This is a genomic window from Blautia sp. An249, assembly GCF_002159835.1.
In the GTDB taxonomy this organism is placed as follows: domain Bacteria; phylum Bacillota; class Clostridia; order Lachnospirales; family Lachnospiraceae; genus Blautia_A; species Blautia_A avistercoris.
This window is the reverse complement of record NZ_NFJL01000004.1, coordinates 172,521-188,834: the sequence shown is the minus strand read 5'-3', so window position 1 is coordinate 188,834 and position 16,314 is coordinate 172,521. Positions and strand designations below refer to the sequence as shown.

Genomic DNA, 16,314 nt, shown 5'->3' with positions numbered 1-16,314 from the left:
GAGAAAGTCTTAAAATTCTGTTTTGTTGTAATGTTCTTCGATTTCATTGGTATCCGGATTTACAATCAGGATTTCCTTTCCCAGTTCTACTGCTTTTTGCACCGTATCTTTGGGGGCTTTGTTATCAGTAATAATAATGTCCAGATCTTCCAGAGAAACGGAATTGCAAAGAGAGTTTACGTCCCACTTGGAGAAGTCAAGGAGCAGTATCCGTTTTTCTGCAATGGACGCCAGAGCCCGTTTAGTTGCGGTCAGTGTCTGTGAGTGTTCAAAAGCGCCCCCGGGGATGCGGAAGGAACGGCAGGAGATAAAAGCGATGTCCGCCTTATACTGTTTAATACTGCTGGGATCCGCTAACAAAATAGAACGATTGCTGTGATGAATGAAACCTGCCGGAAGAAGAATCTGGATGGAGTTATGATTGGATAATGTCATGGCAGCAGTCAGGCTTGGAGTAATAACAGAAAGTGATATATCATTGGGAAGAAGTTCTACAACCTGCTGTATAGTGGTTCCGGAATCCAGGCAAATGCTTTCGGAGGGATGGATATATTTCAGCGCTGCAGAAGCAATGGCCTTTTTTTCTTTTGCATTTTCTTCAATCTGTACATAATAATCAGTGGGCTGTGCAGTTTTCAGCAGGCGCGCATAGCCTCGTTCTCTTTTAATAAAATTCATTTGCTGGAGTTCATCCAGATTGCGACGGACAGTCATTTCCGTACAGTTTAACTGTTCGGCCAGTTCTTTAATGGAAATCACATTCTTATTTTCCATGATTTCAATAATCTTTGAATGGCGCTCTTTTTTCATAGGATTTTTCCTCGTTACTCTTAATTTTTATAAAATTATTATAGTAGAGAACGAAGAAAAGTGCAAGAGTTGCAATAAAAATGTTTGAAAAAGAACAAAATAAAAACAAAAAAGAAACGAAAACTATTGACAAATGGAAAAAACAGTATTATTATAACGCTAAAGGAACATAATAGAACATTATAAAAAGAAAAACAAACAATTATGTGGGGTGTAAGAACAAAATGAAAACATTTTATGTGTTAGGGGTGGATCAGAGCACACAGGGAACGAAAGCAGTCCTTTTTGATCCAAAAGGTTTTTTATTAGCCAGATATGATTTGCCCCATGAGCAGATAGTGGATCATCGGGGGTGGGTTTCTCATAACCCTTCGGAAATTTACAGGAATGTGGTTCAGGCCTGCAGGAAGGTGATTGAGAAGGCTGGGATCTCTTCTTCGGAGATTTGCTGTATGGGAATTACCAACCAAAGGGAAACCACCGTGGCGTGGGATAAAGAGACGGGGGAACCTCTCGCTGACGCCATTGTCTGGCAGTGCAACCGGGCGAAGGAGATTTGCAGGGAAATTCAGCAGAAATATGGCTGTGAAGAGGAGATATACAAAAAGACGGGACTGAAATTATCTCCCTACTATCCGGCGTCGAAGATGACCTGGTTTATGGAGAATATTTCCGAAGCCAGAGAAAAGGCGCAGCAGCACAGACTTGCTTTGGGAACCATTGACAGTTGGCTGATTTATAAACTGACCGGGGGAAGGTCCTTTCGGACAGACTATTCCAATGCCAGCAGAACCCAGTTATTTCATTTGGAGAATCTTTGCTGGGATGAAGAGCTTTTAAAATATTTCCGGGTTCCGGCGGACGCTCTGGCAGAGGTGACAGATTCGGACGGAATATTTGGGGAAACGGATTTGGAAGGATTTCTGGAAAAGCCCATTCCCATCTGCGGAGTCCTGGGAGACTCCCACGGAGCTCTGTTCGGTCATAACTGCCGCGGGGAGGGAAACATCAAAGCCACTTACGGAACCGGATCCTCTGTGATGTTAAATACGGGCGGCCAGCAGATTGCCAGCCGTCACGGTTTGTCTACCTCTCTGGCATGGAAGGTAAAAGGCCGGGTTTCTTATGTACTGGAAGGAAATATCAATTATACAGGAGCTGTGATTTCCTGGCTGAAGGACGAAATAGGAATCATTGCTTCGGCGAAGGAAACAGAGGCCCTTGCCCTGGAGGCAAACAGTCAGGATCAGACTTATATTGTCCCGGCATTTTCCGGACTGGGAGCGCCCTGGTGGAACAACGAAGCCAGAGCCATGATTGTGGGAATGAATCGTTCCACCGGGAAAAAAGAACTGGTAAAAGCAGCCTGCGACTGCATCGCCTATCAGATTAACGATGTGGTGGACGCTATGAGAAAAGATACGGGACTGACAATAGAAGAACTGTGTGTGGACGGAGGTCCCACCAGAAATGCCTATCTGATGCAGTTTCAGAGTGACATATCAGAGGCCGGAATTAAGATTCCGGATGCAGAAGAGCTTTCCGTAATCGGCGCATCCTATCTGGCTGGAATTTCTGCAGGGGTTTACGACGAAAATGAAATTTATCAGTCCATTTCTTATCAGCGCTTTACCCCAGGGATGGAGGCAAAGATGAGAGAAGAGAAAAAAGACGGATGGAAAACAGCCGTTGAAATGTTATTAAAGTAAAATGCAACAAATGAAGGAGGAGGTTTCTATGAAACTTACACAAGAGCATAAAAAACAGCTTATGCTTCAGGCGGCAGATGTACGGACAAAAACCGTGGAGTTGATTTACAACGGAAAAGGGGGACACATTGGGGGAGATTTATCAGAGGCTGATATTTTAGTTTCTGTTTTTGACTACATGAAGCACGATCCGCAAAATCCGGACTGGACCCAGAGAGATCATTTTATTTTAAGTAAAGGACATGCCGCAGAAGCCTATTATATTGTTCTGTCTGAGTACGGCTATGTCAGCCAGGAAGAATTAGACCAGTTCGGAACATTCGGGGCAAAACTGGGAGGACATCCCAATAAAAAAATTAAAGGAGTGGAAGCCAATACAGGTTCTCTGGGCCACGGACTGGGTCTGGCGGCAGGAATGGCGCTGGCGCTGAAAAAGAACGGGAAAGACAACCGGGTATTTGTCCTTACCGGAGACGGAGAGCTGGCAGAAGGAAGCAACTGGGAAGCGGCGATGGCGGCATCCAAGTTTCATCTGAACCATCTGACCTGGATTATTGACAGAAATCATCTTCAGATCAGCGGCGACACAGAGGATGTAATGCCTCTGGAAAATCTGAAAGAAAAGACGGAGGCATTCGGATTTAAAACCCTTGTAATAGACGGCCATAATTATGATGAAATATTTGAAGCCCTTGATACGGTTGAGGAGAAAACTCCGGTCTGCATCATTGCTAACACTACCAAAGGAAAAGGGCTTGCATGTGCAGAGAATCAGGCCGGATGGCACCATAAAGTGCCTACGAAGGAACAGGTAGAAGCAATGGAAACAGCAATGAAGCAATATCGGGAGGAGTTGAGATAATGGAGAAAGAAACATGCAGAGGCGCTTTTTCAGAGAAAATCCTGGAAGAAGCGAAAAAGGATAAAGATATTGTTGTGGTTTGTACAGATTCCCGGGGTTCCGCGTCTTTAGGAAGCTATCCGACCGAACTGCCGGAGCAGTTTGTGGAGATGGGAATTGCGGAGCAGAATGCAGTGACCGTATCAGCAGGAATGGCCAGTATGGGAAAGAAGGTATACGCCATCGGGCCTGCCAGCTTTTATAGTATGCGCTCTGCAGAACAGGTGAAAGTGGATATGGCTTATTCCCATAATAATGTTAAGATTGTGGGAATCAGCGGAGGGCTCAGCTATGGAGCTCTGGGAGCTACCCATCATTCCCTGCAGGATATAGCTCTGATGAGAGCCATTCCGGGAATGATTGTGGAGATTCCGTCAGACGCTAATCAGATGAGAGGCCTTGTGGAGGAAATGCTGAAGATCGACACTCCGGCTTATATCCGTACCGGAAGAGGAGCTGTACCGGTGATTTATGAAAAAGAAACAAAGGTGGAAATCGGAAAAGCTGTAAAATGGTATGAAGGAAAAGACGCAGCCATTATTGCCTGCGGACAGTTGGTATGGAGAGCTCTGGAAGCGGCAAAAGCGCTGGAAGAGGAAGGAATCCATGTGAGGGTATACGATATGCACACTATCAAGCCGTTGGATCAGGAAGCGGTTCTGGAGGCGGCGAAGGAATGCGGATGTATCCTTACATTAGAAGAACACAGTGAATACGGCGGCCTGGGGGGAAGTGTGGCCGAGGTAGTCAGTGAAAATCAGGCGGTTCCCATGAAGATTCTGGGAATACCCGATGAAGACGTTCCCAACGGAACAGACAGTGAAGTTTTTGCTTACTATCACATGGATGTTCCGGGAATTGCAGAACAGGTGAAAAAATTAATTGCCAGAAAGGCTTATTAAGGAAAACAGGAGGTATTTAAGATGCAGGGTAAAATGAAAGTATGTGTATTGACGGGCAAGCAGAAACTGGAATGGACAGAGCGTGAGATCCCTCAGCCGGGAAAAGGAGAACTTCAGATTAAACTGGAATATGTAGGTGTCTGCGGTTCTGACCTTCATTTCTATCAGGAAGGAAGACTGGCTAACTGGGAACTGGACGGTCCTCTTGCCCTGGGCCATGAACCCGGGGGCGTGGTAACGGACATCGGAGAAGGGGTAGAAGGATTTGAGATAGGAGACAAGGTATCCATCGAACCTGCGGTACCATGCGGAACCTGTCCGGACTGCCGCAGCGGACATTATAATCTGTGTCAGAATATTAAAATGCTTGCCATTCCAGGGGAGAGAGACGGCGTATTTGCTGACTACTGCGTACATGATGCCAGTATGTGCTATAAACTGCCGGAGAATGTGGGAACCATGGAAGGCGGACTGATTGAACCTTTAAGTGTAGGACTTCATGCAACAGAACTGTCAAATGCAAAAGTGGGAGAGACTGCGATTGTACTGGGCAGCGGATGCATCGGGCTGTGCACCATTATGAGCCTGAAGGCAAGAGGGGTCAGCGAAATCTATGTGGCTGATGTATTGGATAAACGGCTGGAAAAAGCTATGGAAGTAGGAGCAACCAGAGTCTTTAACAGTACAAGAGAAAGCATTGAAGAGTTTGCTAAGACCCTTCCGGGAGGAGGCGCCGATCAGGTATACGAATGTGCCGGAAACAGAATTACAACGCTGCAGAGCTGTCGTTTAATTAAGAGGGCAGGTAAAGTAACCTTGGTGGGTGTTTCCCCGGAACCTGTGCTGGAGCTTGACATCGCCACATTAAACGCCATGGAAGGAACCATCTATTCCGTATACCGTTACAGAAACCTGTGGCCGAAAGCGATCAAAGCCGTAGAGACCGGAATGATTCCTTTAAAGAAAATTGTATCTCATGTGTTTGATTTTAAAGACTGCATCCAGGCTCTGGAAGACAGCATGAATCATAAAGATGAAATTATTAAAGCAGTGATCAAGATGTAAGGAAAACCATCTTAGATGGGGCAGAAAACAGAATTTAGGATTGGGAGGAAAACAGATGTTTAAGAAAAGATTTATCACAGCAGCTTTATCAGCAATTCTTGCAGTTTCCGTACTGGCAGGCTGCGGCGGTTCCGGCGATACCGAAGGTTCCGATGCGCAGTCCGGCACAGAGTCTGCAACCACAGCCAAGGCAGGGGACAGCGCCACAGGAAAAACGGATCTGGCAGACGCCGGTTTTGATACCAGTTATGAGCCAAAAAAAGACAGCTATAAGATTTACTGTACATACAAAAACATCCATAGCTGGTATGACGCCATAAAAAGCGGTGTGGATGCGGCAGTAGCCGATATGGAAGAAAAAGGCGTTACCATTGACTACGAATGGTACGGACCGGCACAGCCGGATGCAGTTGACCAGGTAAACTCCATTGAAACTGCTGTGGGCCAGGGCTATGATTTGATTGCTGTAGATGTAAACCAGCCGGAGACAACTGCAAAGGCGATTAATGAAGCTGTATCCGCAGGGGTGCCGGTGGCAACCTTCGCCAGCTCCGATGTGGAAGACAGCGACAGAGCCTTTTTCGTAGGCAATACAGATAATTATAATGACGGATGCGCTCTTGCAGAAGCTGTGTGTGAAAAGATGGGCGGAAAAGGTCAGATCGCCATTCTTTCCGGAACCATGGGAGCCGCTTCCCACGAGGAACGTCTGGAAGGATTTAAAGATACCATCGCCCAATATCCGGACATTGAAATAGTGGATGAACAGCGTGACGATGACTCCGTGGAAAAGGCTATCAGCATCACCGAATCCTGGCTCCAGGCATATCCGGACTTAGGCGGAATCCTCTGCAACAATATGTCTAATCCGGTAGGCGCCTGCCAGGCAGTCAAGGACGCAGGAAAATCAGGCGACATTGTAATCGGCGGCATGGATCATGACTTAAGAACTCTGGAATACTTAAAGGACGGTACTTTATATGTGGCTCAGGTGCAGAACTGCTACGACATGGGATACAAATTAATCTATGATGCAGTTATGACAATCGACGGGGAAACCGTAGAGGAATCCACAAATGTAGGCTCCACATCTGTTTTTGCAGATGATGCAGATAAATACATTGAGATGTTATATGGAGATGAAGGGAATGCACAGTAGCGAGAATGAATATGTAATAGAAATGAGGGACATTGTGAAAACCTTCCCTGGGACAAAGGCTCTTGACAGAGTTTCCCTGAAGCTGAGAAAGGGTGAGATTCACGCTCTGATCGGTGAAAACGGAGCTGGGAAAAGTACGCTGATGAATGTTCTGACCGGGCAGTTTTACTGTGACAGCGGAGAAGTATATATGGAGGGAAAACCGATTCGGTTTTCCTCTCCCAAAGAAGCGCTGAAAAAGAATATTGTTCTGGTTCCCCAGGAGCTGAATCTGATTCCGGAAGCCAGCGTGGCAGAAAATATTTTTCTGGGAAACGAAGTGGGGAAAGGTCTGATTAACTGGAAACTGGCAGAACAGGAAGCTGAAAGACTGCTTCAGATTCTGGAGGTAAAAGTGGACGTAAGCCAGCCGGTGAAAAATCTCTCAGCCGCTTATCAGCAGCTGGTATCTATCGCCAGAGCTCTGGCTTATCATCCGAAGGTTCTGATTCTGGACGAGCCTACGGCCGTTCTGACCAACAAGGAGACAGAGAGCCTGTTCCGTTCCATGCAGGAGCTGAAAAAAGGCGGCACGGCAATGGTTTTCATTTCCCACCACCTGGACGAAATTATGGAACAGTGTGACCGAATCACGATTATGAAAGACGGATGTCTGGTAAAGGAGGTCCCGGTTTCAGAGATTACTAAGGATCAGATGATTAATCTGATGGCAGGAAAAGAAGTAAAGAAGACCCAGAGGGTCAAAAGACAGGTATCGGAAGAAGTCTTTCTGGAAGCACAGCACCTGACCAGAAAAGGGGAATTTGAAGATGTGAATTTCCGGATACGCAAAGGGGAGATCCTCTGTGTGGCAGGGCTGGTAGGCGCAGGCAGAACAGAAATTTTCAAATGTGTTTTCGGTATTACGGAAAAAGAGCCGGGCGGCAAAATTCTGATTGAAGGAAAAGAAGTACCTATTAAATCTCCCATTGATGCTATTAACCAGGGAATGGGGTATGTTTCAGAGGAGAGAAGGCACGACGGCATAACGCCCAGTATGTCTGTGATGGAAAACATGCTGCTGCCCTCTTATGATAAACTGAAGAAACACGGCCTCATTGACTGGAAACAGGCGGCGGATCTTACAGAAGAATATATCAAATCCTTTAAAATAAAAACAGCTTCCCGGGAGACATTAATTAAAAATCTTTCCGGCGGTAATCAGCAGAAAGTAATTGTAGCCCGCTGGATGGCAAAGGGAATTAAAATGCTGATTCTGGATGAGCCTACACGGGGTATTGACGTAAATGCAAAAGGCGAGATTCATCAGTTAATCAGAGAACTGGCGGACAATGGCGTATCTGTTGTTGTAATTTCCTCTGAAATGGAAGAAGTGCTGGCGCTGGCGGACAGAATCATGGTCGTTCATCGGGGCAGGATCAGCGGTTATCTTGATGATGTTGATCTTGTTACCCAGGAAGATGTATTGAAAGTGGCATTTCAGTGATGAGGAGGTTTTTACAAAAATGAATAAAGTAACGAAATTCTTTAAATCTACAGCCGGTATGGTATTAATTGTAACCATATTAGTGGGAATTATTGTACATATTACAACAGGTAACTTTTTTACCGCTTACAACATGAGTACCCTGACCAGGGCGGCAGCCTTCGTCATCATTGTAGGATTCGGGCAGACCATTGTCCTGCTGACGGGCGGCATTGACCTGTCTGTAGCAACTATCGGATCGGTCTGCGGGATGTTCGGAGCGATTTTCATGGTGAACTATGGAATCAATCCCTACCTGGCCATTGTTCTTTCCAGCCTGATAGGAATCGGTCTGGGCGCTGTAAACGGATTTTTCATTGCTTATTTTAAGATGACGCCCTTTATTGTAACTCTGGCAACCATGGAAATTTATAAAGGCATTGTATATGTTATCACAAAAGGCATGCCCATTACAGGGATGGCCGAATCCGCAGAAACCCTGGCAAATGGAGTAATCGGCGGCTTCCTTCCCAATATTGTAATTATTATGGCAGTGATCTGTATCCTGCTTACCATTATGCTGAAAAAAACGAAAGTGGGACGCTATATCTACGCCCTGGGCGGAAACAGAAACTGTGCGAAAATCGTGGGTATCCCCACAGAAAGAATCGAAATGCTGGTTTACTGCCTGAGCGGTTTCCTCTCTGCCATTGCAGGCGTGTTAATGGCCTGTAAACTGGCTTCCTTCCAGGCCAGCATCGGCGAGAGCTGGCAGATGGATTCCATTACGGCAGCCGTGCTGGGCGGAACGTCCATGGCAGGAGGTGTAGGAAGCGTAGTAGGCACCATCATCGGTGGTCTGTTAAGCAGTGTAATCAGTACCTGTATTACCCTCCTGCGGATTTCTTCCTACTGGGAAACTATTGTAACAGGCGCCGTTGTGCTGATTGCCGTATTTATTGACGCCATCAAAGACAATCCGGTAATTAAAGAAAAAATGAAACGGATTTTCTTCAGGAAATAAGAAATGAGACTGTATTTTGTCAGACACGGGGAAACGAAATGGAATAAAGAAGGCAGGATACAAGGTCAGGCAGATAATCCTCTTAACGAACAGGGCCGCCGACAGGCACAGGCGGCAGCCCGCTGTCTGTCCCCGATTCCCTTTAAGACGGCTTTTACAAGCCCAATGCTGCGGGCAAGAGAAACGGCTGAAATTCTGCTGAAAGGTAGAGAATGCCCTTTATATGAAGACGACCGATTGAAAGAAATTTCTTATGGGGAAGACGAGGGACAGTCCCTCCCTCTGATTCATGGCCGGCCGGATTTGAATCTGTATTCTTATTTCCATGCGCCCGGAAAGTACCTCCCGTCTGAAGGAGGAGAGTCCATCTCTGCATTACTCAGGCGGTGCCGCAGCTTCCTTAAGGAACAGATCCTCCCTCTGGAAAAGGAGCAGGACTATGTTTTAATCGCAGCCCACGGAGCTCTTATCCGGGGGATGATCTGTACAGTAAATCACTGGCCGCCGGCCAGATTCTGGGATGGAAAAGAGCAGAAAAACTGCTGTGTGACAGTGGTAATATGCCGGGAAGGAGAATTTACTTTAGCAGAAGAAGCCCTGGATATTACAGGAAATTTTCAGGAACGGCAAAGACTTGACAATTAAATTCAAATCTGATAATTTTATTTTATCGAGTAGCGAGATGCGTAAATCCAGATGAGGGTTTACGCATCTTTTTTTGGTTGTGGCAGCTTTCCTAAAGTCTCCAGATTATAAGTTAATTTAGGGAGGTCAAAATGAAAACACAGGAATCTATGAGTAAAATGGGAACAACGAAGGTAAATAAGTTAATGCTTACCATGGGAATTCCCATGATTCTGTCTATGGTACTGCAGGCAGTTTATAACATTGTGGACAGTGCGTTTGTATCTAACATGAGGGAAAAATTCAACAATTGCACAGATTGCAGGAGCGCTTACCAATGTGATCCTGGATCCGATCTTTATTTACGGGTATCTGGGATTCCCCGAGATGGGGGTAAAAGGCGCTGCCTATGCTACAGTCATCGGTCAGATTGTGTCTATGGCGCTGGCATTTCTCTTTCATTTACGGTATAATAAAGAAATAAAAAACAGGATTTCCTATATAAAACCAGAAGGGAAAATTGTAGGAGGAATCTACGCCATTGGACTGCCGGCAATTATTGCCCAGGCGCTGATGTCGGTGATGACTTACGGGCTGAATCTGATTCTGGGAACCATTGGAGAGACGGCAGTTACTGCTTACGGACTGTTTTATAAGGTAGCCTGGGGACTGGCTGAAATCGCTGCTGCATCATCGGAAAAAGTCTGGCTTGTATGGTGGACCTTCCCTGTTACAGAAGCGGCAACCGCAGTCATTGCCTGTGTTTTAATGAAACGGATTCAAAGGAAGAAAATTCAAGGATTGGAGGGGTGACTATGAAGAAAATTATTACTATCAGCAGAGAGTTCGGAAGCGGAGGAAGGTATATCGGAGAGGAGATTGCCAGACGCGCCGGGATGGAGTTCTACGATAAGGAGATAATTGCAAAAGTAGCGGAAGAGACCGGATTTTCTCCCAGATTTGTAGAAGAAAAGGGGGAGTATTCTCCCACGAAAAGTATTCTGAGCTATGCATTTGTGGGAAGAAATGCTACCGGACAGTCATTGGAAGACTACATGTATTCGGTACAGAGAAAGATAATTATCGAAGCAGCAGAAAAGGGCCCCTGTGTAATCGTGGGAAGGTGCGCAGATCATATTCTGAGGGAATGGGACGACGGCCTTCATGTGTTCATCAGCGGGAACTGGAGCCAGAAAGTAAAGAGGATTATGGAGCTGTATCACCTGTCTGAGGCGGAAGCTCAGAAACGTATGAAATCCACAGACAAAAAGAGAAGCATTCACTATAAATATTACACGGATGAGGAATGGGGATATGCGGGGAATTATACCCTGTGTCTAAACAGCAGTGAACTGGGATATGAAAAATGCATCCAGATGATTCTGGAACTTGCGGGGAGATAACAGGAAAGCCGGCAGTTGAAAATGCTGCCGGCTTAATTTCTGTGAATCTATGGAATGATTATATTTTCTGTGTTTCGGTAGGTCTCATCAGGGAGCTTCTCTGTGATAATCCGTGCAGCAGAGAATTCTCCGAAACTGACGGCGCTGGTCTGGCGAAACTTGCTGTTATCGCAAAGGACGTAGGGGGTCTGTGTATGTTTCATGGCACATTCTTTAATCATGGCCTCATTAATATCCGGAGTGGTAAATCCGGAGAAACGGTTCACCCCGTTGGTTCCGAAGAACCCTTTAGTAAAATTGTATTTCTGAAGGTTTACATAGGCTTCATTTCCCACAATCGCCTCTGTAGCCGCCTTTAATTCTCCGCCCAGAAGGATGACGCGAAACCCGTTTTCCGAAAGGGAAAGTGCGTGGGAAACGGCGTTTGTGACAAAGGAGGCGGAATGTTCTTTTATATAAGGAATCATATACCAGGTGGTGGTTCCGGCATCCAGATAAATAAAATCATCGGGCTCGATAAGGGATGCCGCATACCGGGCAATGATTTGTTTTTCTTCCCGGTTCAGCTCCATACGAAAAGCGACCTGCTCTTCTTTCGTACTGATTCTGGCAGTGTTCTGTACGGCTCCGCCGAACACTTTCACAAGGTCCCCCTTCTTATGAAGAACGGTCAGATCCCGTCGGATTGTGGATTCGGAAGCGTGAAACCGCTCTGTCAGTTCCTGTACGGTGACACTGCCTTTTGATTCCAGAAGGTTTAGAATTTCTTCCTGCCGTTTTTCTGTAAGCATAAGCAGTCTTCCTTTCTGTGTTTCTTACCGTTATTTTACACACAAAGGCAGCTCCTTGGCAAGAAGGGATTCTTATTGGGCGACTTTTTTCTTAAGAAGGCCCAGGAGTACGGCGCCCACTATGGTTCCGATAATCAGGGCTGCCAGATACAACAGCGCATGTTCTACCACCGGGAAGACGAAGATTCCGCCGTGGGGCGCCATAAGAGTACATCCAAAGGTCATGGAAAGGGCTCCGGATACGGCCGCACCGATGACGCAGGAAGGCAGAACGTGCAGGGGATCGGAGGCGGCGAAGGGAATGGCGCCCTCTGTGATAAAGGCAAGTCCCATGATGAAGTTTACCGGGCCGGATTCCCGTTCCTCTTTGGTGAATTTGTTTTTAAATAATAAGGTTGCAAGTGCAATGGCACAGGGAGGAACCATTCCGCCGATCATAACGGCGGCCATGATATCATAATTTCCTGCTGCGATGGAAGCGGTGCCGAATACGTAGGCTGCTTTATTAAAGGGGCCGCCCATATCGATGGACATCATGCCTGCCACAATGATTCCCAGAAGAATCTTACTGGATCCGCTCATATTGGTCAGAGCCGTATTTAAGGCCGTATTCAGGGCGCCGATGGGAGGCTCTACCAGGAAATTCATGATCAGTCCCATAAGCAGGATACCTACAAAAGGATAGAGCAGTACAGGTGCGATTTTCTCAATGGCTGCGGGCAGTCTGTCGAATACTTTCTTTAAAAGGAGAATCAGGTATCCGGCAATGAAACCGGCGGCAAGCGCTCCTAAGAAACCGGATTTTCCATTGGCTGCGATCATGCCGCCCACAAAGCCCAGGGCCAGTCCCGGACGGTCGCCGATACTCATGGCAATAAAACCTGCCAGAATGGGGAGCATGAAGCCGAAGGCAATGTCTCCGATGCCTTTTAAAGTGGCGGCAACGGGGGTAATGGTACCGAAGTTTGCACGCATATCTTCGGAGAGGGAGTTAATATCCACGCTGAATCCGTCAATGAGGAAGGCAAGGGCAATGAGAATACCGCCGCCTACCACGAAAGGAAGCATGTGGGAGACACCGTTCATAAGCTGCATGTAGATTTTATGTCCGACGCCTCCGGAGGCCTTTACCGGGGTCTGGCTTTCGCCGGAAGTACCGCCCTGATATACGGGAACGTCTCCGCTTATTGCCCGTTCTAAAAGCTGGTCTGCTTTACTGATGCCGTCGGATACCTGACATTCAATCAGTTTCTTTCCGTGGAACCGATCCATAGGTACTTTGGCGTCGGCGGCTACGATAATACAGTCGGCCTGTGCAATTTCCTCTTCGGTCAGGACATTTTTGGCGCCTCCGGAACCTCTGGTTTCCACTTTGATGGTACAGTTTTTATTTTTCGCGGCTTTCTCCAGTCCTTCTGCGGCCATATACGTATGGGCGATTCCGGTGGGACAGGAGGTAACGGCAAGAATTCTGCAGGCCTGGGAAACAGGAGCGTCTTCAGAGGGAGAAGAAAGCTGTTGGTCCAAATCCGGTTTTTCCTGATCGGCCTGATCCACAATCCGCAGAAATTCTTCCACGGAAGAGGCAGATTTTAATTTCTCAACAAATTCTTCGTCCATCAGTAAGACGGAAAGTTTGCTTAAAACATCCAGATGTACATTGTCTTTGGTATTTGGGGCTGCGATTAGGAAAATCAGGTGCACAGGCTGTCCGTCCAGGGAATCAAAATCTACCCCGTCTTTTACTACCATGGCAGCCAGCCCGGGACGGATAACGGATTCCCCTTTTCCGTGAGGGATGGCAATTCCTTCGCCCACTCCTGTAGTGCTTTCTTCTTCACGCAGGTAAACCTGTTTCCGATAGGCTTCTTTATCCCGGATTTTACCACTGTTTACCATTAAGTCTACCATTTGATCCAGAGCGTCCGGTTTGGTTTTCGGCGCGCCGTCCAGCGAGATGCTCTTGGGATCCAATAAATCTACGATTCTCATAACTGTACTCCTTTCTTTGAGAAAATGGGATTATTTTAAAGTCTGATAAATACGGAGGATTTCTTCCCTGGTGGCCAGAAGTTCGGAAAAAGCACTGGCGCTTCCGGCGGAAATCCCCATTTTAAAGGCATGGTGATAATCTTTTCTTTCTGTCCATCCGGCCAGAAAACCGGCGACCATGGAATCTCCCGCACCTACGGCGTTTACCAGCGTTCCTTCAGGGGCAGGCAGCATATGGGTTTCTCCGGTTTCATCCACCAGCACGGCGCCTTGTCCTGCCATAGAAACCAGGACATTTCCCGCGCCCTGTTCCTGAAGCTTTCTGGCGTAAGGGACGACTTCTTCCCGGGCGCTTAAGCTGACGCCGAAAATTTCCCCCAGTTCATGGTTGTTGGGTTTGATTAAAAACGGATGATATTCCAGTACGTTCAGGAGCAAATCTTTCGTAGCGTCTACCGCGAATAAAATGTTTTTCTTTGCCAGTCGTTTCAGAATATCTTTATAGATGGAATCCGGAAGACTTTCCGGAATACTGCCGGCCAGAACTAAGGTGTCGCCTTCTTTCAGGGTATCCAGTTTCTCAAAAAGCTGCTGGATTTTATCCGGCGGTATTTGCGGGCCTTTTCCATTAATCTCTGTCCCGTCATAATCTTTTAATTTCACATTAATTCTGGAAAAGCCCTCTTCCACAGGAATAAAATCATAGGGAATCCCAAGGGCCCGGACCTTCCGGCAGATTTCCTCTCCGGTAAAGCCGGCGGTAAATCCGAGAGCCGTAGTCTCAATCCCCAGGTTATTTAAAACTGTAGATACATTAATCCCCTTTCCGCCGGGGAGCATCTGTTCCGTCAGGGTTCGGTTCGTTCGTCCAAGCTGAAACTGATCCATGGTGACAATATAATCTAAGGACGGATTAAAAGTAACGGTATAAATCATCCCAAGTACCTCCTCGTTTATTTGTTGTAGTTATTATATAATCAAATTCAATCAAAATCAATCATATTTATGCACGATATTTTTACGAATAATTTATTAAAAATTCACAAACAATCAAAATCAGTCATAAACGGGAAAATCATATAATACCATTTTAAGCGGTTTCTCCAAATTTATTCCGGGCTTTGTAAGTCCTGCCTAAAAAAGGAGAAAGAACCTTGTCTAATATTCCAGAGATTTCCTGTTGACATAGGGAGCAGAATTATATACTATTATTTTAGCCATTAAAATAATTATTAAAATAATAGATAAAATAATAGAGGGGAATACAAAATGAAGATAGACAGTTCCGTTGAATTGAAAAGAGTCCATGGAAAAGAGATCATGGATTATTTAAGAAAAGAAAAACGAGTGACGAAAAAAGTCATGGCTGAAGAATTAAATTTAAGTTTTGCTACGGTCTCCAATATCTGTAATGAGATGAGGGAAAAAGGCTATATCCAGGAAGAAGCAAAAGAAGATACGAAGGTTGTGGGAAGAACACCCAAAACCATTTCCATCCAGTACGAAAACCTGCTTTCCCTTTGCCTGGATCTGACCAGATTTGGGTGGATTCGTGTCTGCGTGCTGGACTATGGGAACCAGATGGTTTTTGACGAGAAATTTGCTTATGAAAAAGACTGTGATGTGGAAGCGATTGTGAATCTCTGCAGGGAGATATACGAAGAACAGGTGCTGGATACCTTTCAGGAATGGCAGATCATTGGGGTCGGCGTGGCAGTTCCCGGAATTTTCGAGAAGAAAACCCATCACATTGTATCTTCGGAGATTGAGATGTTTAACAATCAGCCGATGAAAGAAATGCTGTCGGAGGCTTTAAAGAAAACCGTTTATGTGGATAACGAATCCAACCTGTGCGTATTGTCGGAATATATGCAGAAACGACACGGGCAGGAGCAGGAAAATCTGATTTATATCTTTGCAGATGAAGGTCTCGGAATCGGAGTGGTTGCCAACGGAAACCTGATTTGCGGATCCCGGGGGTATGCGCCGGAAATCTGTCATATGCCCATTGGCAATCCTCAGATGAAATGTCATCTATGCGGGAATTACGGATGTGTGGAAAGTGATCTGCGGATTCAGGGGTATGTGGAGAAATACCGGCTGTACGCAGGAAAAGAGCTTAAGTCCTATGGCGAATTTCTGAATCTGATAAAAGAAAAGGATCCAGAGGCCGGGAAAGTACTGACAGAGAATGGAGAAATTTTCGGCCGGCTGCTTTCGATTTTAAATAACATGTTTAATCCGGATTGTATTTTAATCGGGGGAGGAACTACGGAAACGTTAAAAATCTGCCTGCAGACCAGTATTGAGGAGATGAAAACCAGAATGCTGGTGGCAGAGGAAGATCTTCCTCAGATTTATCTGGACGAGGAAAGCAGTACGACTATGGTAAAAGGCGCGTCGGAAATGGTTTTTTCCAAGTGGATGCCCATCTAGGTAAATCCTGAATACCGAAAAAATGGGGGTTTT

The 16,314-nt window shown here is 46.1% G+C and carries 15 protein-coding genes; 11 read left to right on the top strand and 4 right to left on the bottom strand.

Translation table 11 applies throughout. The features are described from left to right. Positions 1-9: 9 nt before the first annotated feature. Complete coding sequence (locus tag B5F53_RS05945; protein WP_087221270.1) at positions 10-810, bottom strand: DeoR/GlpR family DNA-binding transcription regulator; 801 nt, start codon at positions 808-810, stop codon at positions 10-12. Positions 811-1,034: 224 nt separating this feature from the next. Here B5F53_RS05945 and B5F53_RS05940 point away from each other — a divergent pair, with 224 nt between their 5' ends. From B5F53_RS05940 to B5F53_RS05895, 10 genes are all read left to right on the top strand, one after another. Then, a complete protein-coding gene (locus B5F53_RS05940) occupies positions 1,035-2,519 on the top strand; it encodes an FGGY-family carbohydrate kinase (protein ID WP_087221267.1) in 1,485 nt (494 codons plus the stop codon). 28 nt (positions 2,520-2,547) lie between these two features. Next, on the top strand, positions 2,548-3,381 hold the full coding sequence (locus B5F53_RS05935) for a transketolase (protein ID WP_087221264.1): 834 nt from the start codon (positions 2,548-2,550) through the stop codon (positions 3,379-3,381). Then, positions 3,381-4,322: a transketolase family protein gene (locus B5F53_RS05930; protein ID WP_330396166.1), complete on the top strand. Its 942-nt coding sequence runs from the start codon at positions 3,381-3,383 to the stop codon at positions 4,320-4,322. The genes B5F53_RS05935 and B5F53_RS05930 overlap by 1 nt, the downstream gene beginning before the upstream one ends. A gap of 21 nt (positions 4,323-4,343) precedes the next feature. Then, positions 4,344-5,387: an NAD(P)-dependent alcohol dehydrogenase gene (locus tag B5F53_RS05925; RefSeq protein WP_087221258.1), complete on the top strand. Its 1,044-nt coding sequence runs from the start codon at positions 4,344-4,346 to the stop codon at positions 5,385-5,387. A 55-nt stretch (positions 5,388-5,442) separates the two neighbouring features. Continuing rightward, positions 5,443-6,546 (top strand): substrate-binding domain-containing protein, encoded by a 1,104-nt coding sequence (locus B5F53_RS05920; protein ID WP_087221255.1) that lies wholly within the window; start codon positions 5,443-5,445, stop codon positions 6,544-6,546. Beyond that, positions 6,536-8,032, top strand: coding sequence for a sugar ABC transporter ATP-binding protein (locus B5F53_RS05915; protein WP_087221252.1), 1,497 nt, complete (start codon positions 6,536-6,538; stop codon positions 8,030-8,032). Before B5F53_RS05920 ends, B5F53_RS05915 begins: the two co-directional genes overlap by 11 nt. A gap of 19 nt (positions 8,033-8,051) precedes the next feature. Beyond that, positions 8,052-9,035 (top strand): ABC transporter permease, encoded by a 984-nt coding sequence (locus B5F53_RS05910; protein ID WP_087221249.1) that lies wholly within the window; start codon positions 8,052-8,054, stop codon positions 9,033-9,035. Between the two features lie 3 nt (positions 9,036-9,038). Beyond that, a complete protein-coding gene (locus B5F53_RS05905; protein WP_087221246.1) occupies positions 9,039-9,680 on the top strand; it encodes a histidine phosphatase family protein in 642 nt (213 codons plus the stop codon). A gap of 318 nt (positions 9,681-9,998) precedes the next feature. Then, complete coding sequence (locus B5F53_RS20690; RefSeq protein ID WP_087221243.1) at positions 9,999-10,472, top strand: hypothetical protein; 474 nt, start codon at positions 9,999-10,001, stop codon at positions 10,470-10,472. 2 nt (positions 10,473-10,474) lie between these two features. Beyond that, entirely contained in the window at positions 10,475-11,062 is a 588-nt protein-coding gene (locus B5F53_RS05895) for a cytidylate kinase-like family protein (protein ID WP_087221240.1), read from the top strand. A 47-nt stretch (positions 11,063-11,109) separates the two neighbouring features. On the opposite strand, the gene B5F53_RS05890 is transcribed toward B5F53_RS05895, so the two are convergent. From B5F53_RS05890 to pfkB, 3 genes are all read right to left on the bottom strand, one after another. Beyond that, a complete protein-coding gene (locus B5F53_RS05890; protein ID WP_087221237.1) occupies positions 11,110-11,853 on the bottom strand; it encodes a DeoR/GlpR family DNA-binding transcription regulator in 744 nt (247 codons plus the stop codon). Between the two features lie 72 nt (positions 11,854-11,925). Continuing rightward, positions 11,926-13,845 (bottom strand): PTS fructose transporter subunit IIABC, encoded by a 1,920-nt coding sequence (locus tag B5F53_RS05885; RefSeq protein WP_087221234.1) that lies wholly within the window; start codon positions 13,843-13,845, stop codon positions 11,926-11,928. A 30-nt stretch (positions 13,846-13,875) separates the two neighbouring features. Continuing rightward, positions 13,876-14,781 carry a 1-phosphofructokinase gene (gene pfkB / locus B5F53_RS05880; protein ID WP_087221231.1) on the bottom strand — a complete coding sequence of 302 codons (906 nt, stop codon included), beginning with the start codon at positions 14,779-14,781 and terminating at the stop codon, positions 13,876-13,878. 333 nt (positions 14,782-15,114) lie between these two features. Between pfkB and B5F53_RS05875 the strand changes: the two genes are divergently transcribed. Then, positions 15,115-16,281 (top strand): ROK family transcriptional regulator, encoded by a 1,167-nt coding sequence (locus B5F53_RS05875; protein ID WP_087221227.1) that lies wholly within the window; start codon positions 15,115-15,117, stop codon positions 16,279-16,281. Positions 16,282-16,314 lie beyond the last annotated feature (33 nt).

What these genes read in the sequence shown, in the direction of transcription:
- B5F53_RS05945 (WP_087221270.1), bottom strand. Translation starts at nt 810, where the DNA reads ATGAAAAAAGAGCGCCATTCAAAGATTATTGAAATCATGGAAAATAAG.
- B5F53_RS05940 (WP_087221267.1), top strand. Translation starts at nt 1,035, where the DNA reads ATGAAAACATTTTATGTGTTAGGGGTGGATCAGAGCACACAGGGAACG.
- B5F53_RS05935 (WP_087221264.1), top strand. Translation starts at nt 2,548, where the DNA reads ATGAAACTTACACAAGAGCATAAAAAACAGCTTATGCTTCAGGCGGCA.
- B5F53_RS05930 (WP_330396166.1), top strand. Translation starts at nt 3,381, where the DNA reads ATGGAGAAAGAAACATGCAGAGGCGCTTTTTCAGAGAAAATCCTGGAA.
- B5F53_RS05925 (WP_087221258.1), top strand. Translation starts at nt 4,344, where the DNA reads ATGCAGGGTAAAATGAAAGTATGTGTATTGACGGGCAAGCAGAAACTG.
- B5F53_RS05920 (WP_087221255.1), top strand. Translation starts at nt 5,443, where the DNA reads ATGTTTAAGAAAAGATTTATCACAGCAGCTTTATCAGCAATTCTTGCA.
- B5F53_RS05915 (WP_087221252.1), top strand. Translation starts at nt 6,536, where the DNA reads ATGCACAGTAGCGAGAATGAATATGTAATAGAAATGAGGGACATTGTG.
- B5F53_RS05910 (WP_087221249.1), top strand. Translation starts at nt 8,052, where the DNA reads ATGAATAAAGTAACGAAATTCTTTAAATCTACAGCCGGTATGGTATTA.
- B5F53_RS05905 (WP_087221246.1), top strand. Translation starts at nt 9,039, where the DNA reads ATGAGACTGTATTTTGTCAGACACGGGGAAACGAAATGGAATAAAGAA.
- B5F53_RS05895 (WP_087221240.1), top strand. Translation starts at nt 10,475, where the DNA reads ATGAAGAAAATTATTACTATCAGCAGAGAGTTCGGAAGCGGAGGAAGG.
- B5F53_RS05890 (WP_087221237.1), bottom strand. Translation starts at nt 11,853, where the DNA reads ATGCTTACAGAAAAACGGCAGGAAGAAATTCTAAACCTTCTGGAATCA.
- B5F53_RS05885 (WP_087221234.1), bottom strand. Translation starts at nt 13,845, where the DNA reads ATGAGAATCGTAGATTTATTGGATCCCAAGAGCATCTCGCTGGACGGC.
- pfkB (WP_087221231.1), bottom strand. Translation starts at nt 14,781, where the DNA reads ATGATTTATACCGTTACTTTTAATCCGTCCTTAGATTATATTGTCACC.
- B5F53_RS05875 (WP_087221227.1), top strand. Translation starts at nt 15,115, where the DNA reads ATGAAGATAGACAGTTCCGTTGAATTGAAAAGAGTCCATGGAAAAGAG.